Source organism: Prevotella herbatica (assembly GCF_017347605.1).
Taxonomy (GTDB): Bacteria; Bacteroidota; Bacteroidia; order Bacteroidales; family Bacteroidaceae; genus Prevotella; species Prevotella herbatica.
Window position 1 is genome coordinate 2,468,987 of record NZ_AP024484.1, and the last position, 24,944, is coordinate 2,493,930.

Here is a 24,944-nt window from a genome sequence, read left to right on the forward strand (position 1 = left end):
TTAATCTTCACTATCAACGTGAGTTTCTGTTTTTTCGAATCCGCCACGTTTGGCTTTATCACCAAACTTTTTGTCTCCAAACTTCTTTGCACCACCATAGCTTCCACGTTTGTCGTCACGTCTTCCACCAAATCCACTGCGTTTATCATCGTGTCTGTCACCATAGCTTCCACGCTTATCGTCACGTCTTCCGCCGAATCCTCCGCGTCTGTCGTCATGGTCAATGCGTTTTCTTCCACCTGCGAAATCTCCAATTTCATGTTTGTGGAAAGTAAACGAGCGTATGTCGCCCTCTTCGTTATTACTTTCTTCGTCAAGTCTGGTCTTGAATTCACGGACAGATCTGAATCTGTGTTTCTGGGCCATTTCCTGTTTCTCTCTATCAGTCTTAACGATACCGCCTTCGGCTCTGAATTCCTTCATTCTGCCGTCGAAGAGAGAATATTTTCTGAACTCACATTCCAGACTTCCGTTGTATACAGGGAACTTTATGCTTGGTTTCAAACCAATCTGGTCGAAGCACTCTTCACGATAGCTTAGTATCCATGCCTCGTTTCCGCCGAATTCATGTTTCAGTCTTTCACCAATCATCTTGTAAGTACCAAGAAGGTTAGGTGTTGAAATACGTTCTCCGTAAGGAGGATTCATGATCATAATGCTTTGCTCAGCAGGCTTCTTGAAATTTTTGAAGTCCTGATGATCAATACTAATCTCATTAGTTAAACCAGCAGCCTTAACGTTAAGGCGTGCAGTGTTCACGGCTTTCATATCGATATCATATCCATAGATATGGTGTTCGAATATTCTTTCTTGAGAGTCGTCGTTGTATATCTCGTCGAATAGGTCTTGATTGAAATCAGGCCATTTCTCGAAAGCAAATTCTTTTCTGAACACTCCTGGACTTATGTTGCGTGCAATAAGTGCAGCCTCAATCAGTATTGTACCTGAACCGCACATAGGATCAATGAAGTCGGTCTCACCTTTCCAGCCGGTCATTAAAACCATTCCAGCAGCAAGGACCTCGTTAAGCGGTGCTTCAACACTCTCTTGACGGTATCCACGACGGTGCAGACTTTCACCACTTGAGTCAAGGCTCAATGTGGCAGCGTCTTCAGCAACATGAATGTTCAGGCGAATATCAGGGTTGCTCACGCTAATGTTAGGGCGTGTACCTGTATTCTCTCTGAATTGGTCAACTATAGCATCCTTCACCTTATAGGTAACGAATCTTGAGTTTCTGAATTCCTCAGAATAAACAACTGAGTCCACAGAAAAAGTCTTTCCTTTTTCTATATATTTACTCCAGTCAATCTTTTTAACTTCCTCATACATGTCTTCAGCTGAGCTAGCCTTGAAATGTGCTATTGGCTTAAGTATTCTGATTGCGGTGTGTAGTTGAAAGTTTGCACGATACATCATTTCCTTGTCGCCTGTGAACGAAACCATTCTTCGTCCGATGTGTACTTTGTTAGCACCCAGCTGGGTGAGCTCCTGAGCCAAAACGGGCTCCAGTCCCATGAAAGTCTTGGCTATGAGTTCAAATTCCTGTTCCATTGTTATATTGTATATCTAATAAATCTTGTTTAATCTTCTTGTATTTTCTTGTCTTGGGTTTCATGTCTTCCATAACCCACGTGTTGGCACCAATGATGCAACTCTTGCCAATCGTAATTCTACCAAGAACAGTAGCGTTAGCGTAAACGATCACGTTGTCTTCAAGAATAGGGTGACGTGGAACTCCCTTTATAGGATTCCCTCTTTCATCCATTGGGAAACTCTTTGCACCAAGTGTAACTCCTTGATAAAGTTTCACGTTGTCACCGATAATACATGTTGCTCCAATTACCACACCTGTTCCATGGTCTATTGTGAAGTATTTGCCAATTTGTGCTCCGGGATGGATGTCAACTCCTGTTTCAGAATGAGCCATTTCTGTCATCATTCGTGGAATAAGAGGCACTCCCATTACATATAGCTCGTGCGCAATTCGATAATTGGTAAGTGTCTTTATTACTGGATAACAAGCAATAATCTCTGCAAAGCTTTCCGCTGCAGGATCACCATTGTATGCTGCAACGACATCTGTTGCTAAAGTCTTTCTTATTTCAGGAAGTTTGCAAATAAGTTTTGCAGACAAATCTTCGGCTTTTTTGCGCTTTTCGCAATGTGTGTTGTAGTCATCTTCTTCCTCTACGCAATCTGCAAAGCACAAACCTGCAAGAATCTGCTCTGAAAGCAGTTTCTGAAGTCTTTCCACATTGACACCAATGTGATATTTGATAGTTTTCGAATTTACTGATGATTTCCCGTAGTAACCAGGAAATATTATTGCTCGTGATAAATCTATTATCTCCTCGAGCGCCTTGGCCGAAGGTAACGGATCACCGTCGCGATGCTGATGAAATAGACCTTTTAGCGACTCTGTTTCCGACAACTCGTTTACGGTCTGTGTCAGAACATGAGTCCGATTGCATTTACTCATCTTTTTGTGTCAATATATATTGTTTGTGCAAAGATACACTAAAACTTGCATTGCGCAAAATAAATCTATTTATTTTCAGATATCTCTGCAACATTTTTATCATATATTACGTCTTATACTTAGAAATTTTAAAATGTTTTGTTATGAAGAAAGTAATATCATTGTTATTTACTGTTGCTGTTATGTTAATGTTATCATCATGCAGTGCTAGTTGTAGTTTGAATAGACGAGATGAAGGACCGCAGACAACTCGTGTTATAAAGGCGCATAGTTTTGATTCTGTTTCGGCTGATATTGTCGGTGACATATACTTCAAACAGTCTGATACTTTGGGTGTTCGCATCGAGGGACCAAAGGAAGAAGTAGAACGTATCAAAGTGGAATTTAAGGGTAATGCTTTAGTTTTTTCTACTGAAACTAAACTCAGTTCGTTCTTAAATGGTATAGGCAAGAATGATGGAGTGAAAGTATATATAAGTTCTCCTAATCTAGTCGCTGTCAGCGTTAAGGGTGTAACAGATTTCCATGCGAATAAAGTTGACACAGATAATATGTTCATTGATTTGTCTGGTGTTGGTGGTGCTTATATTGATAATCTTGTCTGTGATAATTTTGATACAAAGGTAAAGGGTACTGGAGATGTAGAAGTAAAGAGCTTAGAGGCTATCACTGCAAAGATATTCTTGCAGGGTACTGGTGATGTGAAAGCGTATTGCCATAAAGTAAAGGACACCGTTCTTTCTTTACAGGGTACCGGAGATATTGATGTCAGAATGGATAATTGTGGTAAAGTGAATGCCAATCTTCAGGGTACTGGCGATATAACTATCAAGGGTAATGTTTCTGTTCTTGAAAAGAGCGAACATGGTACAGGTGATATTGATACTAACGAACTGTTAGTTAAGGCTAAAAATTAAATAAGAAGAGAAATTCTCCACGACACTAAATTGTTGTCGTGGAGAATTTTTATATTAAAATATTCTTCCGTTTAGGCGTAGAGTCATACATGGATAAACAGTAATCTTACTTAATGTTTTGATTACTCCACCATCGTTGCCATCTGCGTCTTTTTCAGTTAATTCTTTTTCTCCATTCAAGCCCAACATGTAAACTTTTGGAGTTCCCCATAGTTGCGTGCCAAGGTCAAACTGTAGTGCTAGTCTGTGCTTTTGCGGAACAGCTCTTCCAAAACCAATTCCGATGTAAGGACGAAATTTTGTCACCTTTATATTAGCTTCAACATGCCCACCTTCTGATGTCTGGTAAGGAGCTAGCAGGTAGTCACCAAGTTGAACACCTACTTGTTTTAATCCAAGTGTCTTTGCAAGCGGGTTGGATGCCACAGTGTTATTGTATGCAACAACTTCAGCTAAGTCCTTATCATATTTGTTATATACGTTTATGATTTTATCATTGCCAATATAAGCTCCTACCGTAATATGAAAACTTGAACTTTTGAATGGAAAAAGGTCAAGCATAAAGTGAAAACTTCCAGAAGTGTTCTTGCCTTCCACGTCAACACTGTTTGGTATTGTATGTCCCCCAAGTTTAGCTTGCTCGCGTTCTGTGTCACTTATATTTAAATCTAATGAAGTTCCGTATTTGAAACTTGGCATAATGTCCATTCCTGCACGTACGTCAAGATATTTTGTAACCGGTGCGGCAATATCTATTGTTATTCCTGTTGTTCCTACTCCAAGGCCTAAACCAATGTGATTAAATACCTTGTTCTCTTGTGCATAAGTACTACTATATGATAGCAGTAGTATGCCTAATGTTAGAATTGCCTTTTTCATCTAAATACGTGTTTATTTTTTAATGGCACAAAGTTAACAAAAAATCACTAATTTTAATGTACTGTTGTTTAAAAACATCGTTTGTGTAGTAAAAAAAATATCCGAGCTATAGTATATAACTCGGATATTTCAAATCAATCAGATGTATAATTTATTGGATACTTAATTCTTTACCAGTGAGTTCTTTTATCTGAAGCAATATTTCTTGAGTCTTTTTTCTGTTCTTTCTATATTTTATTGTACCCAGGATTGTGCCAATTATGCCTCCTACAATACCTCCGTAAGCCATGCTTCTTACTTCTTCTGCGTTTTGTTTGAGTGTCTCAAACAAAAACCACGCAAACCATATAATGATAAACGGAATGCTGAGTCTAAGCCATAACGCTCCAAGACGTCTTATTTTTGTAATTTTATAGCTTACGTCAACAAGATTGCCGTCAAGCAAGTCGTTGGCATTTAAACCCTTGTGAGTTATGTATGTATATATAATCGCAACTACTAGAAATACATCAGTCACTCCGATAAACAAATCAGATAAGTTAAAGTGTGAAAATATCCATGTGCAGTATGGTATTCCCAAAAGAGCTACGCAACAAATGATAATAGCGTCTTTATGCAATCTAGACACATCTTCTTTCATTGCTCTTCGCATTAGTTGTTCATTAATGATGGTTTCTTTATCCAACTTGTCTTTTAATACGTCAAGTTGTTTTTTCATCATTTCAAACTCTTCTATATTAATATCTTTTTCCATTTTGCTTTCTGTTTAATCGTTAGACATACTTCTTAGTTTTTCCTTTATTCTAAACAGGCGTGACGCTACGTTTTTGGTTGATATTCCCACGATTTCACCAATCTCGTCATAGCTTATATTCTCAAGCCATAGCAATACTATTGCTTTGTCGAAAGGCTGTAACTTGTTGATCCTGTTATGGAGTAGTTTCACCTGTTTGGTATCTTCATCCTGATCCTGAAATAGATTTGCATCCATACTTAGTGGTATGGTTTTTATCTTTTTCTTACGGTCCATGGAAATACAAGTGTTCAGGGCTATGCGATATATCCACGTGCGTATTTCGCTCCGTCCTTTAAACGTATTCATTCCTTTCCATAAGTTTACAAGTACTTCTTGGAAAAGATCATTCACTTCAGCTGTGTCTTTTGAGAACATATAGCATACGGTATATATTGTACTTTTGTTCTCTTTGACAATTTGCGCAAATTCTGTTTGTAGCGTATTCATCTGTTTCTTAATAAATTCTACACTTTAGACGCAATGCAAATTAAAAAATTGCATTCCTTTCCATTTTTTTTTGTAATTGAGTCCACCGTGATTTTTTTTAGCACGAAGCTACGCTTCTAAGGTAATACACTGTAAATAAATAATATAAGCAGTTGCATCCTAAAATTTAGCTGCGGTCTAGCTACGTCAAATATTGATTTGTTATGAAGAAAGAAAACTCATATATAAATTAATTATAACTTTTATATCGATGGAATGCAAACGTTATGTCGTAGTAACGCAAACTTTATGTCGAAGTAATGCAAACTTTATGTCGAAGTAATGCAAACTTTATGTCGATGGAATGCAAACGTTATGTCGAAGTAACGCAAACTTTATGTCGATGGAATGCAAACGTTATGTCGTTAATATAGTTTCAACATTCACAACATAATTATTTTAAAGCTATTCTAAACAATCTCAAATACTTTTTACTAACTTAAAAACATATACATATTTATTTTTTAATGATCAGCATTTCTTTCCTACTTCTCTATACAATAGTTCCCCCTAGGCTTTTTCAAATAAATTAGTGTCGATGTGTCTAAATGCTGATAATCAGCTAGATAGATGTAAAAATAGCTCCATGAGGTGTCGGTGATGTGGCGGTATTTTAATCATTTCATTAATGAAACGCAAAATTAGCCATAATCTAGAGGTGATTTTTCACTTCTTCCCAATATGCGTTTCTATATAGAAATGCAGCAGTCATGAAAATTTAGCTGATTTTTGTTGTTTAAAACTTGCTGATTTTAGTGTTTTTGCTTAGAATAATGATGTTTTAATGCATATTTTACTAGCAAAATCAACACCGGAACTTCAATTAGTGGACCAATTACTGCAGCAAAAGCTTCTCCTGAATTAATTCCGAATATGGCAATTGACACGGCAATAGCCAACTCAAAATTATTGCCAGTTGCAGTGAATGCAATTGAAACAGACTTATCGTAATGCACCCCAATGCGTCTAGTAAACCAAAATGATGAGAAGAAAATAATTGAAAAATAAATTATCAGCGGTATAGCGACAAGCATTACATCAAAAGGAAGTTTTACAATATATTCACCTTTATAAGAGAACATGATAATGATGGTGAAAAGCAGTGCTATAAGGGTTATCGGACTTATTTTGGGTACTAAATATTCGTAATACCATTTGTTGCCCTTCATCTTTATAAAAAATCTTCTGAAGAGGTATCCTGCAGCGAAAGGAATACCAAGATATATGAGTACACTTTTGGTAATCATCCCCATTGTAATGTTACGAACTGCGTCACTTGATGGCAGTCCGATCCATTTTGGAAATATCGCAATGAAGAAGTAAGCGTATACAGAATAGAAGAACACTTGAAAAATACTGTTCAATGCAACTAGTCCTGCTGCATATTCGCTATTACCCTTTGCGAGTTCGTTCCAAACAAGAACCATTGCTATACAACGTGCCAGACCTATCATTATAAGACCATACATGTATTCAGGATATTTGGATAGAAATATCGCTGAGAGGATAAACATTAATATTGGACCTATTATCCAGTTTAATATCAAAGATGTTGCAAGTATTTTCTTGTCGGCAAATACTCTTCCTAATTCTTCATATTTAACTTTTGCTAGTGGTGGAAACATCATAAGAATAAGTCCGATTGCTAGCGGAATATTAGTTGAACCAACTTCAAAATACCCCCAGAAATCAACAATTTTAGGATAAATATATCCTATGCCAACACCTATAAACATAGCCAGAAATATCCATAATGTAAGATATCTGTCCAAGAATTTTATTTTTTCCATTTTGATAATTTATTTATTATATCAGGTTTGATAAATGATTTATTATAAACAGAAACAAAACTATAATTAAATAAATCAGCTTTAGTAAAGTTTATTTCTTTTTATTATCTTTCCAATAAGCATCTTCTAAGTTAAGTTATAGGATGCTATAACCTATTTACAATAAATTCCTTTTACTTAATCTTCGCATGAGCATTTTGGGAGTTCCTGTTTCTTTATTTCTTTTATATAAAAAGAGAAAAATTTATTTTTAATCTCATCTCTAATACGGCGGAATTCGCTCATCTGATACTCTGCATCGCCAATGACAGCAGCTGGATCTTCAAAACCGAAGTGCAAGCGATGTTTTACCTTTCCAGCAAAGACCGGACAGTTTTCATTAGCACCTCCACATACCGTAATCACATAATCCCATTCTTTGTTCGTGTATTGTTTTACATTCTTTGGGTAAGCACCGCTGATGTCTATACCTAATTCTTTCATCACAGCGACAGCCTTTTCATTAATCTTTTCAGTAGGTTCTGTTCCTGCCGAAAAAACTTTTAAAGTATTATCAAAGGATAACATAAATCCCTGTGCTATCTGACTGCGACAACTATTGCCAGTACATAATATTAATATTTTCATGCGCTTATAAAATTATATTATACAGATATCCAAGTAGTATGATAAACAGTGTTATTGTGCCGAAATAGATGCCAATGAGTCGCCAAGTCATCACTTTTTTTAGCATTGTTGCTTCGGGCAATGATAACCCAACAACTGCCATCATAAATGCAAGGGCTGTGCCGATTGGTACACCTTTAGCTACAAAAACTTCTATTACTGGTACGATACCGGCAGCGTTGGCATACATCGGAATACCTAATACTACAGACAACGGAACTGCAAACCAACTGCTTTTTGACATGTATTCCTGAAAGAATCCTTCTGGTACATAACCATGAATAATGCCTCCGATGGCAATACCTATAATAACATATAGGAGTACACCTTTTATTATTCCCCAAGAATCCTTGATAATTTTCGGTAGACGATTGATAAACGATATTCTATTTGTTTCCCATTGTTCTGTTTCGGTTTGTGAGTTTTTTTGAATATCTTTCACCCAGTCGCTAAGATAATTATCCAGCTTCATTTTACCTAGTATGAAACCTCCAATTATTCCAAGTAACATTCCACTGATTACATAAATAAGTGTTATCTTTAAGCCGAATGTACCCAAAAACATTGCTACGGCAACCTCATTAACGAGGGGAGAGGTGATGAGGAATGCAAATGTTACACCAAGTGGAATTCCACCTTTCACAAAACCGATAAAGAGAGGTATTGATGAGCAGGAACAGAATGGAGTGAGGGCACCGAACAAAGATGCAAAGAAATATTGTAATCCATATAGTTTATGTGTCGTGAGGTATGTACGTAGTCGGTCTATTGGGAAATATGCATTTATAATTCCCATTATAGTGCTGATAATGAATAGAAGTATCATTATCTTTGTGGTGTCATAAAAGAAAAAATCTACGGCTGAACCTATACGTGTATGAGCATTAAGTCCAAGCAAACCGTAAGCGAGCCAGTCGGCAAACTCTTGTAACATAATAATTTAATCTTTAAATTCTACAAATAAAAAGTGTAGGCATAATAGATTCCTACCAATATAAAAAGAATAGCAACGACTCTGTTTAACCACTTTTGAAATACTTTTATATGATTATAAAATTTTCCTATTCCCGCCATGCTGTAAGCAATGATCCATGCCACAAGTATCACAGGAATTCCCGTGGCGAAAGCAAACACTATTGGGAGGAAATACCCACCTGTTGCTTGAGCAGACATTGGTATTAACATTCCGAAATAGAGTAGTCCGCTTGTAGGGCAGAAAGCCATAGCAAATAGCATACCCAGTAACAAACTCCTCCAAATTCCATTTAATTTATTTGTTTCCATATTACCAGAAAAACCAAATCGAGGCAAATTCAGGCGGTCACCGAATAACATAAAGGAACCTATTAAAATCATTGCTGGAGAAATAAGCATCTCACCCCATTTACTTACATTCTTCTGTATGAAAAACATATTTTCTCCCTTATGTAGTATATATATAAGGATTGCTCCAAGTATAGAATAAGCAATGCATCGACCAACTGTATACAGTATTCCATTCCACAAAATGCGTTTCTTGCTTTCTATATCACGGCTTATGTAACCAATAGCTGTGATGTTTGTTGCTAGTGGACATGGACTAATGGCAGTCAGTAATCCTAATATAAAAGCTGTAACAATAGGGATGTTGCTATTATCCAATATGTTCTGTAAAAAATTCATAATATAATGTTTTACTTCAAAAACTGGATAATCTTGTTTTTAAGTCCTGTACGAAATGCTTGCGTATTGCTGCGTGCATTCTCAAAACCAAATCTAGTCATATCATAGCGTTTCTCCTTCCCATTCTTCCATTGGGTTAAATATAGAGATGACCATGAAACACTATATTTATCTGCAATTTCCTCCCCTTTAGGTGTTGAAATATCTATCTCTTTGAATTTCACCTGTCCAGCTTTTACTTGCTTTGCAAAGTCTTTATTCACAACATCAATAGAGTTGTCGCCAATAGCAATACAAGTTGGGCAGCGTTGTTTGCCGTGAAAATATAATACCTCAACAACTGTTTTATTTACAGACTTCTTTGTTATAACTTTCTTTTGTGAAAACCCTGATAAACTAAAACACATTAGTGTCATTATTGTCAATAAACAAATCTTTTTCATTTGTGTATTACTTGTTTTCATTAGTAAATATTGTTTTCAAGTCACTTTCAGAAATATTACCTTTAGCAACTACCTTCTCGTCAATTACTAATGCAGGTAAAGACATGACATTGTATTTTAGAATATTTTCCATATTCTCTTCTTTTACGAGAGAAGCGTCAATGCCCATTTCGTTTACTACTTTTTCTACAGCTGCATACAATGATTTGCATCTGCTGCAACCTGTTCCTAAAACTTTAATTTCCATAATCTTATTTTTTATAATTAATATGATAAATATCTTTCGTAGTTCGCAAAACAACGAACATTATATGCAAAATAAAAGCTGTATTTAGCAGCAATTATCCTTCTTGCATAAGCAGTCGCAAAAGAATTTGTCAAACATTTGTTTGGCTAGTTTCCAGTTGTCGCGGTTTATGCAATACTTAACTTTCGGAGTTTCTATTTCTCCTTGAATGAGTCCGGCATCTTTTAGTTCTTTCAGATGTTGTGAAACAGTAGCTTTTGCAATAGGTAATTCTTCGTGAATATCTCCGAAATAGCATGAGTCACGTTTCGCCAGAAAGTTTAGTATGGCTATACGTGCCGGATGTCCCAATGCTTTTGCAAATCTTGCTATCTGCTCTTGGTTCAAGGTATAATCTTTTTTGTTATCTCCCATATCTATTTTTGTTATGTTCGCAAAAATACGAACATTAAATTAGTCTTCCAAATATTATGAGTTAAAATAACAGATTGTTAACATTTTATAAATACTTTATGTTTCAAATTAACCTTTGGACCTTTTCTGGTTCAAATAGTCAGAAGATAACATCAATTGTATATGACAAAAGACGAAACGATATATCGTATGATCAAATCAGACAAGGAAGGAGGGTTCCGGATTTTGCTCGATGCATATCAAAAACCAGTTTACTACTTTATACGTAGAATGGTTGTTGTGCATGAAGATGCTCAAGACGTAATGCAGGAAGTCTTTGTAAAAATCTTCCTTGGATTGAATAAATTTCGTGGTGACAGCACCCTGAGTACATGGATTTATCGTATAGCGATGAATGAAAGTTTGAGATTCCTGAATAAAAAGGGAATAAAAGTAGTGTCGGCAGATAATGTGCATGATGAATTGATAGATAATCTGAAAGCGTCTGATTATATAGATTATGATGATAAGATGGCTGTGAAATTTCAAGAAGTTATATTGCGTCTTTCTGATAAGCAGCGTGTTATATTCAATTTGCGTTATTATGATGAAATGGATTACCAACAGATAAGTAAGATCACTGATACCAAAGTAGTTACTTTAAAAGTGACTTATCATTATATAAAAGAGAAAATAAAAAAATATATGGTGGAGGAATAATATGGAAAAAGACTTTGATTTTGAGAAAATAGGTAAGAATACTCCGTATTTCACACCCGAAGGTTTCTTTGACGATATGCAGAAAAAGATTCTTCGTACTGCTGAAAAGGATGTTCGTAAGCGTAGACAGATGAAGATCGTCTTTATAGCATTGCTTGCATCGGCTGCAGTATTTGCTGGATTGATTTTCTTTCCGTTTGCCAATGATATAGTGCAGCCACAACAACCGCAACTTGCAAAGACAGATACGACACTTGGTAAAACGTCAACGGTTCATGCTTCAGATGTCACTACATATCCACTTACAAAGGGAAAAAATGCTAGAATAGTTGTGAATAACGAGTCACGTATCAATTATAATAAAAAGAAGAATACAGCTACTGCGGTACAATCGGATGATGGTTCAACAAGCGAAGAGTGGATAGAACAATTATCAGATGAAGATCTTAAATCTTTAACCTCGATGGCTGATAATGATGAATTTTTAAATTAATGTTTAACAATTAAAATACATAGACAATGAAAAAGTATTTATTTATGGTTATGGTTGCCGTTATGATGTTAAGCGGTAGTAACACTGTTAACGCTCAGGTAGCGCAAAACGGAAAAGAAAGAGTACATCTTACAGTGGATCAGATTATACAGAAACGTACTGAAAAAATGGTGCAGACTTTGATGCTTGATGATGCAACTTCGGCTAAGTTTATCCCTGTATATTCTGAATATCTGAAAGAAAAAATGGAATGTCGTAGCATGAAACCTAGGCACATGGGTATGGATATCAATACAAAAACAGATGCAGAGGTAGATCAGATGATTCAGGATAACTTCGCACAAAGCCATAAAATATTGGATATACGTGAGAAGTATTATGCAAAATTCCACAAATTCTTGACACCGAAACAGATAATGAAAATTTATCAGGTGGAGAAAAATGATGTTGTAAAGATGACGAAAGAAATGATGAAACGTCAACAAAGAGGATTCGGTAATAAGGGCGCTTTCGCAAGACCAAATTTTAAGTTTAGCAATTGATTTCTTGTCTGTTAAAAAGTTTAGGTAGTCTTCTAATTAAAGTTTAAAATTATATGTTTGATGTTTGAAAATAATAGTAAAATTAATTTTAATGATTGAAAAAGAGTGGTAACAATTAATTTGTGCCACTCTTTTATTATAGTCTATAATATGATGAATCCTTGATTTATTATTTTGAATATGGGCATTCAAAATAATAGTGTCCTGAGCCTACATTGATGATGGTTTCGTTTCCGATTACTTTTGTCTCGGCCTTCGATACTGAAATGCCATAATCAGTTATTTTATCAGCTTCTGTAGTCGGCAGATGAATAACAGCTTTGCTGTTTGCCGGTATGTTTATTTCCAATGTGTATTTATTATCAGTAATCTTCCACTCGCAAGTAATCTTACCATAAGGTGATATAAAAGATGTCGTGGCATTGTTTACGCTGCTTACTATTTGTGGATTAATGCATACTTCCTTCCAAGCGATTGAATTATCAGTCTGACTAATTCCACCTATGCCATTAAAAAACCATTCTTGAAGATGACCTAACATAAGATGGTTATTAGATACAAAACCATAGGCTTGCCATGATTCAGTGAGTGCTGTGGCGCCATGTGATAATTGCCAACCATAACCTGGTACATCATATCTGCTGTTCATGTCGTTGATAACTTGTGAATATCCGTTATCCTTTAGTGTCTGAACAACATATCTGTAGCCAACATCTCCGGCAGTAAGTGAGTTTCCTCTTGACTGAATGTCTGCAACAAGATGCTTCATAACGATGTCTTTCTTGTCTTCTGGAACAAGCCCCATATATACAGCCATTGCGTTTGCTGTCTGACTATTCCTGTCATAGCAACCGTCGCTGTTAAGATATCTTTTGTTGAAAGCGAGTTTTATTTTCTCTGCCTTTTCATTGTAATAGGTATAGTCGTTGTGTTTATTAAGTAGCAATGCCGTTTCCGCCATAATCTTCGTGTCGTAGTAATATATGGCGGTGGCTGTAACTCCGTTTGATGTGAGTTGTGCTACTCCTGGTCTTTCAGGTCCTATATCAAACCAGTCTCCAAGACCGTAAGCAACAATTCCGTCTTTATCTTCTCTTGATGATAGATATGTGAGCATGCGTTTCATGCTGTCATAATACCTATCTAATAGACTTTTGTCTCTATACCATTTATATATATACCACGGACAGATGATAAATGCGCTTCCCCATTCTGGCGTATCTTCAAAGCCACCATCGAAATGAACATACTCAGGTGCAATCGTTGGTATATTTCCGTTTGGAGTTTGCGAGTCTTCCATGTCACCCATTATCTTATGATAAAGCATTCGAAGGTCGTAACGATATTGCATCGAATATTGCATAAGATGAGCCTCTTCCAACCAGCCTAACTTTTCTCTGTGTGGACAGTCAGTTAGTAAACTTTGCATGTTGCTTCTTACAGCCCAATCTATTAGTTCAAAAGTGCGGTTAAATAGTCTGTTTGAACAATTGAACGTACCTACTTCCGAGGCAGAACTACAAGTGTGGAGACCTGTTAAATCTTCTACGGTCGGCAAGCTGTCTGGATTAGTTTTGTCTTGTGGAACTGCATCTTCCAACTGCACATATCTGAATCCATAGTAACTAAATTTCGGGCTCCATTCTTCTGTTGTTCCTCCTTTCAGAGTATATGATAATGCATATTTTCCTGTTGCGCTTTGATTTACAGTACTGTCTGGGTTTAATAATTCGGCAGGACGGAATGTAACGGTTTTACCTCTTTTTCCTCGCAGTTTAACTCTAATTATTCCAGAGAAGTTCTGTCCTAAGTCATATACCCAGTTTCCTTTGGCATTCTTGAATATTCTGTTTACTGCAATTTCCTCATGTACTTTTACTGGCGGATTTTTCTGTGACTCCAATAATCCTGTGTATGATGTGATGATAACCTTTTGCCAAGGCATGTTTTCTTTAGTTGCGTCATAGCTTTCGCCACTATAAATCCCAGATTGAGTGATGGCGCTTTGTGCAGCTTTCCATGTTTTGTCGGTAATAATGTTTTTCACCTTACCGTCTTCATATTCAAGTCGCAGTAACATCCTTACCTTCGGAGCTCCAAACGAACCTAGCCATTTGAAGTAACCTCGTCGTGGAATATTGTAGAATCCGTTTCCTAGTGAAATGCCGATTTCATTATCACCTTCTTTAATATCTTTTGTAACATCGAAAGTTACGTAGAGTGCCTTTTTATCATATTTAGTCCATCCAGGATCAAGAAAATCATCACTTATCTTCTTTCCGTTAATGCATAGTTCAAACTGTCCGAGTCCGCATATAAAAGCTAATGCTCGTGATATCTTCTTGGTAGCAGTGAATGAATGTTTGAACTTCGGCAATAAATATGTTCCGAAATCCTTGTCGTTTATATGCTTTTTAACCAAAGGAGAGTGTATGCCAGGTACGACATACCAGTCTTTACGGTCTTTCTGAAGAGCTATCCATTTAGCTCCAGCCCAATCTTTGTCAGTAAACAAACCTGTGGTGAAATTGCTTGGTTGGCTCCATTCTGAAGTTTCCCCATTAGCTGACCAGATCTTTACTTTCCAAGTATATTGGGTTGCAGGATTTAGTTGTGGTCCATTGTATGGAACTAAAATAGATTCTGAACTATTAATTCTACCACTATTCCAAATAACTTTATTGTTTGATGAAAGTTCAATTTGGTATGCTTTTTGGTTAAATCCCCTTTTCTCAGAATTGATATTCCAACTGAAGCATAAATGTTCTGTGTTATCAGAACCAAGTGATGTGTTGTTTATCCGTAGATTATATGTAGAAGGATTTTCCTGTGCAGATGTCATGTTTGGCATAAGCATAAATGATACAATTGCGAATAATGTTTTGATAGCACTTTTCATAATAGTGGTAGAAATTGTTCATATTAGAATTTATATCCCCATCCGATATTTAGGTAGATAGGATACATATTGAATGTAACAGTTTTGAAATTACTTTCAAATATATTGTTTACCCCAAATTCCATGTCGGCATTTACACAAAGATGCTTATTGGCTAACCATGATGCACCGAATTGTACGCCAGGTTGTAGTTTTCTAAGGTTACCCGAAAAATCATACGTACCACGTTTGCCGTCGGTGAATTGTAGCTTCTGACCGACTGGTGTTCCTTCTCTCAGATATCCATCGGTAACATATCCTGTAAATTCTCTGTTCAAAGCATAAGAAAGATACATTCCTGCTCTAAATTTCCATTTGTCACCAAGTCGATAGTTAGCCATTACAGGAACAGACACAAGAGTTGTGCTGTATTTAGTGTTTACATATCCTGTCCAATATCCACTAACCTTGCTTCCGTCGTCGATAACTTCCGTCTTGTAGCTTTTTACATTAGCACCAGTATTCATACTCTTAGATTCGATTCTAATTCCAGTTGATATACCCCAATGTGAGTTAGTACTCATCCAACGTGTGATATCACCTTCGATAACACCATTGAAACGTGGATTATAACTTTCAATAGAACGAATTTCACGTGGCATAGACCAAGGTGCCGTACCTCCGATATTAATTCCGCATTTCAGTTCGTATTCCAAATCTGCTTTTACGATGCTGTCTGTTGGGGTGCTACTTGCATTTGCGAGCATTGCGCAAGAAATTAATATATATATTGTTGATATTATCTTTTTCATCTTATCTTAATCTTATTTATAAAACAATTGCATCTCGTCTACATATAGTGTACTACCCACAGCACCATTGAACGTTGCTCCGTCAATACTTGATGACATGATAATTGAAATGTTGTATTTGCCGTTTTTCAGTTTATCGGCATCAATAGTCTTACCGTCTTTCATTACAAACGGAATAGCGAATCTTGTCCAAGTATCAGTTTCTTTCTTGTTTTCAAGTCTTGCTATTGATACGATATTGTCACTGGTAAGTGAGTTCGTTCCATCAAGATATTGCACATCGTCAGTTACCTCATACAGTATTGCATAGATGTCAAAGTTATCTTTCTTTCCTTTCACTTCATTGCTGTTAATGTCAGTATATACATCTCCAGCTTTATATTTATAGTAACCTACAAGTTCTGTCGGTGTATTTTTGAAAGGTACACCGAAGTGTGTAGATTTAGCAGCGTTAGATAAGTCTATTTGAAATGAACCGATGAAAAGATTTCCTGCAGCTATTGGTGCCTTAAACATAGCTCCTAATGTGCCTGTACTTTGAGTTGTGAGCTTTACACATTTGCCAATGTATCCATTATCATCCTGACAAGTAGGGTAGGAGCTTGCTGGTCCCTCATAGTTTGTAATCATGAATCCTGCGTTTCCGCTTCCCCATTCAATAGATGAACCGTCAGGTGTGTCACTGTAGAATATTTGGTAAAACGGTCTTATCTCGTTGGTATTATAATCGGTTTCATAATAGTATTTCACGTTATCAAAGTTGTACGTAGTAAGAAGATTAGAGAATGTATATTCCACATTGTAAGTCTTCTTCCACTGGCCGTCTTGTGATGTGACAACATAAGTTTGTGGTGTCAAGAAGTTACGTGTCGTTCCACTTTCTGGACTGATAGTAGCTCCTTCCGTGAGATTGAATTTTGGCGATTGTTGGCTAATATCAGTAGAGTCTTTTACGTAAAAAGTTACTTTCTCGTTTGATATTACTGGGTCGCGGATAAGAATGTTTTTGTCAACTTCGCATGATGTGATGTCGGCTTCACTGTTAAGTGCTTCTTCTGAAATACAAGAAGTAAAAGTCATAAGTGTTAAAAGGCTTATGGCCGTAATAAATTTTAACTTCATCTTTTACCTTTATTATTTATTTCTAGCTTACAAAGCTAACATAACTAAGATTAAATTCAAAATTATTTAATTCTTTTTATACCGCAAATACTAAAAAATTTGCTTAATATTGATGTTTTATAAAAGAAAGACGTATATTTGCAGATTAAAATTAAAGTGAATGGGCATTACTGCTGACGTAATATTATCCGAACTCAAATATCTTATTGATGAAGAGAAAAGGATTGTATTGCCAAAATTTTTCAAGACAGGTAAAGGCGAATATGGTGAGGGCGATAAGTTCCTCGGAGTTGTCGTACCTAATATCCGAAGTGTAGCAACATCACATCTTGATGCTGTTGGCAATGATATTGCAATTTTGCTTTCTTCACCATGGCATGAGATGAGAATGTGCGGTCTGCTTATTATGGTGGAAAATTGCAAACAAACACGAAAAAGGTCGTGGTTGAAATTGCATTCTGATGAAGATGCAGAAAATTTACGTAAGCAATATTTAGATATTTATCTTGCGCATACTGATAGAATAAATAATTGGGATTTAGTTGATTTGTCTGCTCCGACCATAGTCGGTGAATATCTGGCTGATAAAAAACGTGATATACTATATAGTCTAGCAGAAAGTAGCTTGCTTTGGGAACAGCGTATCGCGATTGTCTCTACGTATGCGTTAATACGCAATAATGATTTAGACGATACTTATATGTTGGCTGAAAAGCTACTTTATCATCCTCATGATCTCATGCAAAAAGCCGTTGGTTGGATGTTGCGTGAGGCTGGTAAACGAGACAAGCCACGGCTCATGGACTTTTTGGATGAACATTCTACTGATATGCCACGTACAATGCTTCGTTATTCAATAGAGAAGTTCACGGATGGAGAACGTGAATATTATATGAAGAGAAAATAGTGTTATTAGTGAAAATATGAGAGTTTTGGTAATTAACGGTAGCCCACGTAAAAAGGGCAATGTCGCTACGATGCTTCATGCCGTATCTGATAATATGGGCGATGCCGATGTACATTGGATCAATGTCAATGACTTATCTATTCGCCCATGTATGGGCTGCATGAAATGTAGAGAAACAGGAATTTGTGTACTGCCTGAAGATGATGGTCACTGTATGGCTAAGGAAATAAAAGATTGTGATGCCCTTATAATAGGAACACCTGTGTATTGGGGAAACATGAGTGGTCAGATGAAACTAATGTTTGATCGTATTGTTCCGGCTATGATGGGGGAGTCTAAACTTGGAATACCAATCGCTTTGCACAAAGGTAAAAAGGCAGTTATAGTAAGTACTTGTACTACTATATGGCCGTTTAATTGGATAGCTAGGCAAACTAGTAATGCTAATCATGCGATGAAAGAAATATTGAAATATTCCGGATTTAAGGTTATCGGTAAACTAGTCTTACCTGGTACAAAAAACAAATCTGGTATTCCACAAAGAATAATAAAAAAAGCCAGACGGTTGGCTTTGAAATTATATAAATAATTTAATCATGATAAATAAAAAAGAAGCAGCTTTATCGTCAATTATAGCCGCCGTGTTTCTTACGACGATGAAGTTTGTTGTGGGTATTCTCACTTTTAGTTTGGGTATTATATCAGAGGCAATTCATTCATTGCTTGATTTGCTTGCCGCAATGATCACTTATTTTTCAGTGAGCATGTCTGATAAACCAGCAGATAGGCAACATCAATATGGGCATGGAAAGATAGAAAATCTTTCTGCTTTTCTTGAGTCTGTATTACTTGTTATAACCTGTGTTTGGATAGTTTATGAAGCTATAAACAGATTGTTAACTAACGAGTCTAGTGTCACTGTCACAATATGGAGTTATGCAGTTGTCATCGTTTCTATGATTATAGATATCAGTCGTTCTCGTATGCTATTTAAAGTTGCAAAACGGGATAACAGCCAGGCTTTGAAGGCAGATGCAATTCATTTCTCAACAGATATATTGAGTTCAGCAGTTGTATTGCTTGGTTTGGTCTGTGCTCATTTTGGATATTATAAGGCTGATGCTATATCAGCTATCGGAGTAGCAATCATAGTTTTGTTTATTTCGTATCGTCTTGGAAAAAGTGCGATTGATGTGTTGCTAGATCGTGTACCAGACGGATTGACTGAGAAAGTTGAGGCTAGGTTAAAGGCAAATACTGATATTGTTGGTTTTCATGATTTAAAGATACGTGTTGCAGGACCTGATACATTTGTTAAGGTTAATGTGCATATTGGACATGATTTGGATCTTGAAGCAGCTCATGATATTTGCGATAGAATTGAAAAAGATATATGTACTATGATTCCAAAATGTGAGATCATTGTACATGCCGAACCAGAATAATATAATGTTACAGGTGCTATAATAGCACCTGTAAATAAACCATTTATGCACAATTCCGTGCATTTTATCTTCCGAAAAAAATATTTTTTCTTGTTTTTAAATGCCGTTTCCTACATGTTTTTGCGAAACGCATTGTTATACAATACGTTAGCTAATGTATATAAGTCCGTTCTTATACATTTTAGGGAGTGATTAGGCCCTAATCACTCTATTGTCCTACATGCTTTTCAGAGTGATTAGGCCCTAATCACTCAAAGGCGCACCGAAAAAGGTAATTTTATTTTTGTTGTGCTTCATACATTTTACCTATAATAGGAATTGATTATAAACAATCATAGTTATACTTACTGACTCACTATACATTTTTTTAAGCTGTTATTGATAATCATTATTGTTTCTGAAATCCTTTACTGAAAAGGTTGGCATGTCAAAATGCCATATAAATTCGTTTGTTTTTGAAATATATTTATAAAATTGAGTGATGTTTCTACATTTATAATTCTCACGAAAGGCATTGATGCGATTTGCGTTACTGCCAGAGATACGGGGTTATGGTTTGACTAAAAAAGCGATTTTGGTATTATGGTTTGATCAAATTCCATCGTTTTAGGTACAAATACGTGCTTATAATGTAGGAACCATGTAGGAAAGATGTAGGAAAATGCACTCTTATACACTAGTTAAATAGTTGATATACAGGTATTTAAGTCAAAAATGTAGGTAATGTAGGTTATTTTTCTTTTTTTCTGGAATCTTTTTTCTAGTTAAAGGATAAAGCTCTCTATAATTAGCCCTTGGTTTTAGGTCGTTTCACACTTGCTCTATTAAAAATAAACTTTTAATAGTCTTGATTTTATTGACGTTTTTTTTTATGATTTCCTTCACTCTTTGCGCAAAATAAAAAACATTTAAGGAATAATATAGATAGATATCATACCATTATATCCATCAATCGATTTGTAGGATGAACCAAACATTAAAGCCTACGTAGTATATAAGGCAAACAATAATTTATAAATGTTTGTCTTATATGCTTCGTAGGCCTAAATTTTCTATGTCTATTAAACCAACAGTTAAGTTGGCTTATTTGTCAAACTCAATCTTTACGGCAACCATATCCTTCTTTCCCTGTTCCAGTTCAAAAGTCACGGCATTACCAGTCTTTATTCCCTCAGGTGCGTTACTAATATGGAAGAAGTATTTATTACCGTTGTTCTTGTCTTTAATGAAGCCATATCCTTTGTCATCATTAAAGTAGTCTACAACTCCTCTCATCGTTGGATCTTCTTCAACCTTCTTTGGCGTAGCGATTTCTATTGAGTTTACATCAATATCCTCTTTCTTCTCTGTCAAATCTGGTGGAGTATCCACAATGTTTCCGTTGACATCAACATAGGCAATCATGTCGTCCAATGAATTGCCACCGTTAGCTTTGCGCTCATCCTTACGGTGTTGCTTCTCTTGTCTCTTTTTTTGTTTCTGTTTTTGAATTTCTCTTTTGTTGTTTCCTATAAAACTTCCCATAAATATAATTTTAATTTAGATCATTAAGCCTTAGGCTGATTGTTGAGCTACGACATTCAGTTTTTTTCCTGTAAGTTTCTGTATGTCACGTAGCATGACACGCTCATCAGACGAACAGAAAGTTATTGCTGAACCATTATGTCCCGCACGTCCTGTACGTCCTATACGGTGGACGTAGGTCTCAGCAACATCAGGTAGGTCATAGTTTATCACCAACTGTAGGTTGTCTATATCAATTCCTCTTGCGGCAATATCAGTAGCTATAATCACGTGAGTCTTGCCTGCTTTGAAATTCGTCAGCGCGCGTTGGCGTGCATTTTGCGATTTATTGCCGTGAATGGCATCGCATAGAATTCCATTCTTATTTAATATTTTTGCAATCTTATCAGCTCCGTGTTTTGTACGTGAGAAGACAAGTGTTGATTTTATACCTTCCTTTTTCAACAAGTTAAGCAAGAACTTGCTCTTGTCTGGTTTCTCAATCATATACAGACTCTGCTTTATAGTGTCTACAACTGAAGAAACAGGTGCGACTTCTACTCTTGTAGGTTTGTTCAAGATCTTTCTTGATAGTTCAGCGATTGATGACGGCATTGTTGCAGAAAACAGCATAGTTTGACGTTGTTTCGGCAAGAGTGGCAATATGCGCTTTATGTCGTGTATAAATCCCATGTCAAGCATGCGGTCAGCTTCATCAAGAATGAAGTGCTTTATGTTGTCAAGATGAATAAATCCCTGATTAATAAGGTCCAACAGTCTACCAGGTGTGGCTATAAGAATGTCAGTACCTTGTTTGATTTGTCTAACTTGTGGGTTCTGGTTCACTCCTCCGAATATGACAGTGTGTCTCAGTGATGTATGTTTTGCATAGTCAGTGAAGCATTCGTCAATCTGTATAGCTAGTTCACGAGTTGGAGTCAGAATAAGTGCTTTAATATTGTGCTTGTTGTCAGATGTTTTTTCCGTAAGCAGTTGTATGATTGGTATAGCAAACGCTGCTGTTTTTCCTGTTCCTGTTTGTGCAATACCTATAATGTCTCTGTTTTCTAGTGCAACCGGTATCGCTTTTTCTTGTATCGGTGTTGGATTTTCGTATTTTTTTTCTGTTAGAGCTTGTAATATTGGCTCTGTTATATTTAATTCCTTAAATGTCATAAATGTGTTATTAAAAATATATAATACTACTTACGAATAGATAATTTTTCTATCCGTAATTGTACGTAAGTATTATGATGGGAGAAGAGGGTGCTAAAAGCCCTGCACAATAGTAGTTACGTTTTACAATAATGTGCTATAAGGTTTTTAAACATTCTCATATAATTGTTCTGATACCTTAAAACACCAATTTCGGATGCAAAGGTAATATTATTATTTGGATAAACCTAATATTTGATATTACTTTTTACTTACAATGTAGATGAAACATGAGAAACATACGTTCTGGTTTTTGCCAATCAATGAATTATCTTACCTTTCACCTTACATAATAACAATATCCCAAGCTCTATAAATAAAGGGATTGGGATATTGTTATGTAAAGCGATGTGCAAAATACTTTTTCTGAGATTATGAATATTTATATTATAATCGTAAGTGACAATCGATTTTTATTTTACTCTTATTTTGCCAGTGCATTGATAGTTTGCTACCGCACGATGTAGCAATGTTTTATTGATGTTATGTTGTTGTGCGCCTGTAGTCAAAGAGTATTTGTCTTGTAACAACTTAAACTGTTGCTGTTTGTGCCCTGCACTGAGAACAATCATGTTATTGTTTTCAATGTAGCCAAGATTCTGGTATGTAGCTGCAAATGCACGTTGATGATACAATGGTGATAGAACGTTCTGACCAAAGAAACGTGACGCATAGTTGAAATGTAAAATACCAAATACTGTTGGCATCAAGTCAATTTGCGAGATAAGTTTCTTGTTTACTGATGGAGCTATCATCGCAGGTGCATATATTAGTCCTGGAATATGGTATTCGTTTAGCGGAATATCCATGCTTCCTGCACTAGACGCACAGTGATCGGCTGTAATAATAAAAATAGTATTCTTAAACCAAGGTTGCTTCTTAGCAACTTCGAAGAACTTGCCAATTGCGTAATCTGTATACTTGACACCACCTTCACGACATTTCTTTGATGAAGGTATGTCTATCTTTCCGTCAGGATATAGATATGGACGATGGTTGCTTACTGTCATAATATGAGTAAAGAATGGCTTGCCTGTTTTTGCATTGCTATTCAATACCTTTATAGACTTGTTGAATAAGTCCTCATCACAAACACCCCAAACAGTACCGAACGTCTTTTCGTAATCCTTGAAATCAGATTGGTCGATAACCTTGAATTCGTTTCCACTGAAAAATTCCTTCATATTATCGAAATAGCTATCACCACCATATATGAAGTCAACATTATATCCCTTTGAACGCAAGATATGGGCAGTTGAGAAAAGCTTTTCGTTGTTTTTTTGCTTAATAATACTTTCTCCAGGACTTGGTGGCACACACAGCGTGACAGCTTCAAGTCCGCGAACAGTACGGTTGCCAACAGCGTAAAGATTGTCAAAGCAAATGCCTTGTTTCATCATTTTGTCAAGATTTGGCGTAAGATTATCAGTGTTGCCATATCTTTCAAGGAAATCACCGCTCATACTCTCAATGGTGATGAGTACAATATTCTTGTGAACTTCAGGAAATTTTGATTGTATATACTGAACATGGTCAGCCTTTCTCCAATACATGGAGTCAAGGAGGCTGTTAGCTTCCTTGTTTGGAATCATAGTGTAAAAGTCCTTATAAGACAAGTCGTTGTTAAAATATGCTTGACAGAATTTCACGCATCCATTAGCTTGTAACTCATTTACAAAGCTGTTTGTGTTGTGTTGAAATGAAAAATTGAAAGAAAGAAGTGCGTATGAAGCACCGGATAAAATGCAATAGACAAATGTAAAGATTATCTTGTTGCGAATGGTCATCGTATTCTTGAAGCAATCTTTCTTGATGTCGTGAAGTAGGAATATTGATGCGACGACAGCTAATAATACAACTATTGATAGAAGTGGAATCATAGGATATGATTCAAAGAAATTTCCAATGACTTCATTCGTATATACCAAATAATCAACTGCTATGAAATTATAGCGCAGTCCAAATTCACTCCAGAAAAAGTATTCTGCAAAAGCGTTTAATATAATTAATAGAACGTAGATGAAGAATATGGTATAGTATGTGTATTGTCGCCAAATATTTCTTATAGAAGGGACTAACAGACGTACAGAATAACTTACTATTCTATATAATATAAGGTAGCTGATTATTCTTGTAAGTGCGGCATTAAATTCTTTTAATGGAGTGTTGAAGAATTGCAATACTATAAATGTGACTCCAAGCAATGCGTAGATAATGAAAGTCCAAGGTTTATTATACTTATCTTTTGAGAAGAATAACAGAAAAACCCAGAAAAAAGAAAAGCTGAGGGTGGCGAAAAATAGGTCGTTGAAAGCACCCAGAATGAAAATTTGTATCCATTCGATAAACGAATAGTTTACAACTGTAGTAGGGTTAAACAGCAGAACTATTCTTAATAATAATCCCAGTAGAATAATTAGACCTGAAATTTTTAGAAATGCAGATCTTATAAGTTTTAGATTTTTCATGTCACAATTATAATAATTTTATTGGAATACGTAGTAATATATACTAGTAATTCATTATAATTTTTTATCTATTATGCA

At 35.9% G+C, this 24,944-nt stretch carries 25 protein-coding genes; 7 read left to right on the plus strand and 18 right to left on the minus strand.

Annotation, left to right across the window (positions count from 1 at the left end):
* Both prwr041_RS09135 and epsC read right to left on the minus strand, forming a co-directional pair.
* Positions 1–1,554 (minus strand): THUMP domain-containing class I SAM-dependent RNA methyltransferase, encoded by a 1,554-nt coding sequence (locus tag prwr041_RS09135; protein WP_207153497.1) that lies wholly within the window; start codon positions 1,552–1,554, stop codon positions 1–3.
* Entirely contained in the window at positions 1,538–2,482 is a 945-nt protein-coding gene (epsC, locus tag prwr041_RS09140; RefSeq protein ID WP_207153498.1) for a serine O-acetyltransferase EpsC, read from the minus strand. Before epsC ends, prwr041_RS09135 begins: the two co-directional genes overlap by 17 nt.
* Before the next feature lie 143 nt (positions 2,483–2,625).
* Here epsC and prwr041_RS09145 point away from each other — a divergent pair, with 143 nt between their 5' ends.
* Positions 2,626–3,399 (plus strand): GIN domain-containing protein, encoded by a 774-nt coding sequence (locus tag prwr041_RS09145; RefSeq protein ID WP_207153499.1) that lies wholly within the window; start codon positions 2,626–2,628, stop codon positions 3,397–3,399.
* Positions 3,400–3,453: 54 nt separating this feature from the next.
* Here prwr041_RS09145 and prwr041_RS09150 read toward each other — a convergent pair whose 3' ends face one another.
* From prwr041_RS09150 to prwr041_RS09195, 10 genes are all read right to left on the minus strand, one after another.
* Positions 3,454–4,278, minus strand: coding sequence for a hypothetical protein (locus prwr041_RS09150; RefSeq protein ID WP_207153500.1), 825 nt, complete (start codon positions 4,276–4,278; stop codon positions 3,454–3,456).
* 151 nt (positions 4,279–4,429) lie between these two features.
* On the minus strand, positions 4,430–5,032 hold the full coding sequence (locus tag prwr041_RS09155; RefSeq protein ID WP_207153501.1) for a hypothetical protein: 603 nt from the start codon (positions 5,030–5,032) through the stop codon (positions 4,430–4,432).
* Between the two features lie 12 nt (positions 5,033–5,044).
* Positions 5,045–5,521 carry an RNA polymerase sigma factor gene (locus prwr041_RS09160; protein ID WP_207153502.1) on the minus strand — a complete coding sequence of 159 codons (477 nt, stop codon included), beginning with the start codon at positions 5,519–5,521 and terminating at the stop codon, positions 5,045–5,047.
* Between the two features lie 791 nt (positions 5,522–6,312).
* A complete protein-coding gene (gene arsB, locus prwr041_RS09165; RefSeq protein WP_207153503.1) occupies positions 6,313–7,350 on the minus strand; it encodes an ACR3 family arsenite efflux transporter in 1,038 nt (345 codons plus the stop codon).
* A gap of 177 nt (positions 7,351–7,527) precedes the next feature.
* The gene (locus prwr041_RS09170; RefSeq protein ID WP_207153504.1) at positions 7,528–7,977 is read right to left on the minus strand and encodes an arsenate reductase ArsC; all 450 of its coding nucleotides are present in this window, start codon (positions 7,975–7,977) and stop codon (positions 7,528–7,530) included.
* A gap of 4 nt (positions 7,978–7,981) precedes the next feature.
* Complete coding sequence (locus tag prwr041_RS09175) at positions 7,982–8,950, minus strand: permease (protein ID WP_207153505.1); 969 nt, start codon at positions 8,948–8,950, stop codon at positions 7,982–7,984.
* A 20-nt stretch (positions 8,951–8,970) separates the two neighbouring features.
* Positions 8,971–9,678: an aromatic aminobenezylarsenical efflux permease ArsG family transporter gene (locus prwr041_RS09180; RefSeq protein ID WP_207153506.1), complete on the minus strand. Its 708-nt coding sequence runs from the start codon at positions 9,676–9,678 to the stop codon at positions 8,971–8,973.
* An 11-nt stretch (positions 9,679–9,689) separates the two neighbouring features.
* Positions 9,690–10,121: a nitrophenyl compound nitroreductase subunit ArsF family protein gene (locus prwr041_RS09185; RefSeq protein WP_207153507.1), complete on the minus strand. Its 432-nt coding sequence runs from the start codon at positions 10,119–10,121 to the stop codon at positions 9,690–9,692.
* A gap of 7 nt (positions 10,122–10,128) precedes the next feature.
* Positions 10,129–10,368 (minus strand): thioredoxin family protein, encoded by a 240-nt coding sequence (locus prwr041_RS09190; protein WP_207153508.1) that lies wholly within the window; start codon positions 10,366–10,368, stop codon positions 10,129–10,131.
* Between the two features lie 84 nt (positions 10,369–10,452).
* Entirely contained in the window at positions 10,453–10,782 is a 330-nt protein-coding gene (locus prwr041_RS09195) for an ArsR/SmtB family transcription factor (RefSeq protein WP_207153509.1), read from the minus strand.
* A gap of 162 nt (positions 10,783–10,944) precedes the next feature.
* Between prwr041_RS09195 and prwr041_RS09200 the strand changes: the two genes are divergently transcribed.
* The 3 genes from prwr041_RS09200 to prwr041_RS09210 are packed head-to-tail and all read left to right on the plus strand — an operon-like array spanning position 10,945 to position 12,516.
* On the plus strand, positions 10,945–11,481 hold the full coding sequence (locus prwr041_RS09200; protein ID WP_207153510.1) for an RNA polymerase sigma factor: 537 nt from the start codon (positions 10,945–10,947) through the stop codon (positions 11,479–11,481).
* Position 11,482: 1 nt separating this feature from the next.
* Entirely contained in the window at positions 11,483–11,974 is a 492-nt protein-coding gene (locus tag prwr041_RS09205; protein WP_207153511.1) for a hypothetical protein, read from the plus strand.
* A gap of 26 nt (positions 11,975–12,000) precedes the next feature.
* Positions 12,001–12,516, plus strand: coding sequence for a DUF3826 domain-containing protein (locus prwr041_RS09210; protein ID WP_207153512.1), 516 nt, complete (start codon positions 12,001–12,003; stop codon positions 12,514–12,516).
* Positions 12,517–12,685: 169 nt separating this feature from the next.
* Here the strand turns inward: prwr041_RS09210 and prwr041_RS09215 are convergent, their stop codons facing one another.
* The 3 genes from prwr041_RS09215 to prwr041_RS09225 are packed head-to-tail and all read right to left on the minus strand — an operon-like array spanning position 12,686 to position 17,328.
* A complete protein-coding gene (locus prwr041_RS09215) occupies positions 12,686–15,415 on the minus strand; it encodes an alpha-L-rhamnosidase (RefSeq protein ID WP_237072195.1) in 2,730 nt (909 codons plus the stop codon).
* A gap of 23 nt (positions 15,416–15,438) precedes the next feature.
* The gene (locus prwr041_RS09220) at positions 15,439–16,206 is read right to left on the minus strand and encodes a porin family protein (protein ID WP_237072196.1); all 768 of its coding nucleotides are present in this window, start codon (positions 16,204–16,206) and stop codon (positions 15,439–15,441) included.
* 12 nt (positions 16,207–16,218) lie between these two features.
* Entirely contained in the window at positions 16,219–17,328 is a 1,110-nt protein-coding gene (locus tag prwr041_RS09225) for a PCMD domain-containing protein (RefSeq protein WP_207153513.1), read from the minus strand.
* A gap of 160 nt (positions 17,329–17,488) precedes the next feature.
* Between prwr041_RS09225 and prwr041_RS09230 the strand changes: the two genes are divergently transcribed.
* The 3 genes from prwr041_RS09230 to prwr041_RS09240 are packed head-to-tail and all read left to right on the plus strand — an operon-like array spanning position 17,489 to position 19,680.
* Complete coding sequence (locus tag prwr041_RS09230) at positions 17,489–18,235, plus strand: DNA alkylation repair protein (protein ID WP_207153514.1); 747 nt, start codon at positions 17,489–17,491, stop codon at positions 18,233–18,235.
* Between the two features lie 16 nt (positions 18,236–18,251).
* Entirely contained in the window at positions 18,252–18,824 is a 573-nt protein-coding gene (locus prwr041_RS09235) for a flavodoxin family protein (RefSeq protein ID WP_207153515.1), read from the plus strand.
* A 7-nt stretch (positions 18,825–18,831) separates the two neighbouring features.
* A complete protein-coding gene (locus tag prwr041_RS09240; RefSeq protein ID WP_207153516.1) occupies positions 18,832–19,680 on the plus strand; it encodes a cation diffusion facilitator family transporter in 849 nt (282 codons plus the stop codon).
* 1,083 nt (positions 19,681–20,763) lie between these two features.
* Here prwr041_RS09240 and prwr041_RS09245 read toward each other — a convergent pair.
* The 3 genes from prwr041_RS09245 to prwr041_RS09255 all read right to left on the minus strand — a co-directional run bounded on the left by prwr041_RS09245 (position 20,764) and on the right by prwr041_RS09255 (position 24,866).
* Positions 20,764–21,204: a cold-shock protein gene (locus prwr041_RS09245; RefSeq protein ID WP_207153517.1), complete on the minus strand. Its 441-nt coding sequence runs from the start codon at positions 21,202–21,204 to the stop codon at positions 20,764–20,766.
* 30 nt (positions 21,205–21,234) lie between these two features.
* Positions 21,235–22,359 carry a DEAD/DEAH box helicase gene (locus prwr041_RS09250; RefSeq protein ID WP_207153518.1) on the minus strand — a complete coding sequence of 375 codons (1,125 nt, stop codon included), beginning with the start codon at positions 22,357–22,359 and terminating at the stop codon, positions 21,235–21,237.
* 452 nt (positions 22,360–22,811) lie between these two features.
* A complete protein-coding gene (locus tag prwr041_RS09255; RefSeq protein ID WP_207153519.1) occupies positions 22,812–24,866 on the minus strand; it encodes an LTA synthase family protein in 2,055 nt (684 codons plus the stop codon).
* Positions 24,867–24,944 lie beyond the last annotated feature (78 nt).

Bases quoted from the DNA above. Each gene is read 5' to 3' on its own strand.
- prwr041_RS09135 (WP_207153497.1), bottom strand. From the start codon at position 1,554: ATGGAACAGGAATTTGAACTCATAGCCAAGACTTTCATGGGACTGGAG.
- epsC (WP_207153498.1), bottom strand. From the start codon at position 2,482: ATGAGTAAATGCAATCGGACTCATGTTCTGACACAGACCGTAAACGAG.
- prwr041_RS09225 (WP_207153513.1), bottom strand. From the start codon at position 17,328: ATGAAGTTAAAATTTATTACGGCCATAAGCCTTTTAACACTTATGACT.
- prwr041_RS09185 (WP_207153507.1), bottom strand. From the start codon at position 10,121: ATGAAAAAGATTTGTTTATTGACAATAATGACACTAATGTGTTTTAGT.
- prwr041_RS09245 (WP_207153517.1), bottom strand. From the start codon at position 21,204: ATGGGAAGTTTTATAGGAAACAACAAAAGAGAAATTCAAAAACAGAAA.
- prwr041_RS09240 (WP_207153516.1), top strand. From the start codon at position 18,832: ATGATAAATAAAAAAGAAGCAGCTTTATCGTCAATTATAGCCGCCGTG.
- prwr041_RS09255 (WP_207153519.1), bottom strand. From the start codon at position 24,866: ATGAAAAATCTAAAACTTATAAGATCTGCATTTCTAAAAATTTCAGGT.
- prwr041_RS09195 (WP_207153509.1), bottom strand. From the start codon at position 10,782: ATGGGAGATAACAAAAAAGATTATACCTTGAACCAAGAGCAGATAGCA.
- prwr041_RS09175 (WP_207153505.1), bottom strand. From the start codon at position 8,950: ATGTTACAAGAGTTTGCCGACTGGCTCGCTTACGGTTTGCTTGGACTT.
- prwr041_RS09160 (WP_207153502.1), bottom strand. From the start codon at position 5,521: ATGAATACGCTACAAACAGAATTTGCGCAAATTGTCAAAGAGAACAAA.
- prwr041_RS09155 (WP_207153501.1), bottom strand. From the start codon at position 5,032: ATGGAAAAAGATATTAATATAGAAGAGTTTGAAATGATGAAAAAACAA.
- prwr041_RS09235 (WP_207153515.1), top strand. From the start codon at position 18,252: ATGAGAGTTTTGGTAATTAACGGTAGCCCACGTAAAAAGGGCAATGTC.
- prwr041_RS09205 (WP_207153511.1), top strand. From the start codon at position 11,483: ATGGAAAAAGACTTTGATTTTGAGAAAATAGGTAAGAATACTCCGTAT.
- prwr041_RS09230 (WP_207153514.1), top strand. From the start codon at position 17,489: ATGGGCATTACTGCTGACGTAATATTATCCGAACTCAAATATCTTATT.
- prwr041_RS09145 (WP_207153499.1), top strand. From the start codon at position 2,626: ATGAAGAAAGTAATATCATTGTTATTTACTGTTGCTGTTATGTTAATG.
- prwr041_RS09170 (WP_207153504.1), bottom strand. From the start codon at position 7,977: ATGAAAATATTAATATTATGTACTGGCAATAGTTGTCGCAGTCAGATA.
- prwr041_RS09215 (WP_237072195.1), bottom strand. From the start codon at position 15,415: ATGAAAAGTGCTATCAAAACATTATTCGCAATTGTATCATTTATGCTT.
- prwr041_RS09150 (WP_207153500.1), bottom strand. From the start codon at position 4,278: ATGAAAAAGGCAATTCTAACATTAGGCATACTACTGCTATCATATAGT.
- prwr041_RS09220 (WP_237072196.1), bottom strand. From the start codon at position 16,206: ATGAAAAAGATAATATCAACAATATATATATTAATTTCTTGCGCAATG.
- prwr041_RS09190 (WP_207153508.1), bottom strand. From the start codon at position 10,368: ATGGAAATTAAAGTTTTAGGAACAGGTTGCAGCAGATGCAAATCATTG.
- arsB (WP_207153503.1), bottom strand. From the start codon at position 7,350: ATGGAAAAAATAAAATTCTTGGACAGATATCTTACATTATGGATATTT.
- prwr041_RS09250 (WP_207153518.1), bottom strand. From the start codon at position 22,359: ATGACATTTAAGGAATTAAATATAACAGAGCCAATATTACAAGCTCTA.
- prwr041_RS09210 (WP_207153512.1), top strand. From the start codon at position 12,001: ATGAAAAAGTATTTATTTATGGTTATGGTTGCCGTTATGATGTTAAGC.
- prwr041_RS09180 (WP_207153506.1), bottom strand. From the start codon at position 9,678: ATGAATTTTTTACAGAACATATTGGATAATAGCAACATCCCTATTGTT.
- prwr041_RS09200 (WP_207153510.1), top strand. From the start codon at position 10,945: ATGACAAAAGACGAAACGATATATCGTATGATCAAATCAGACAAGGAA.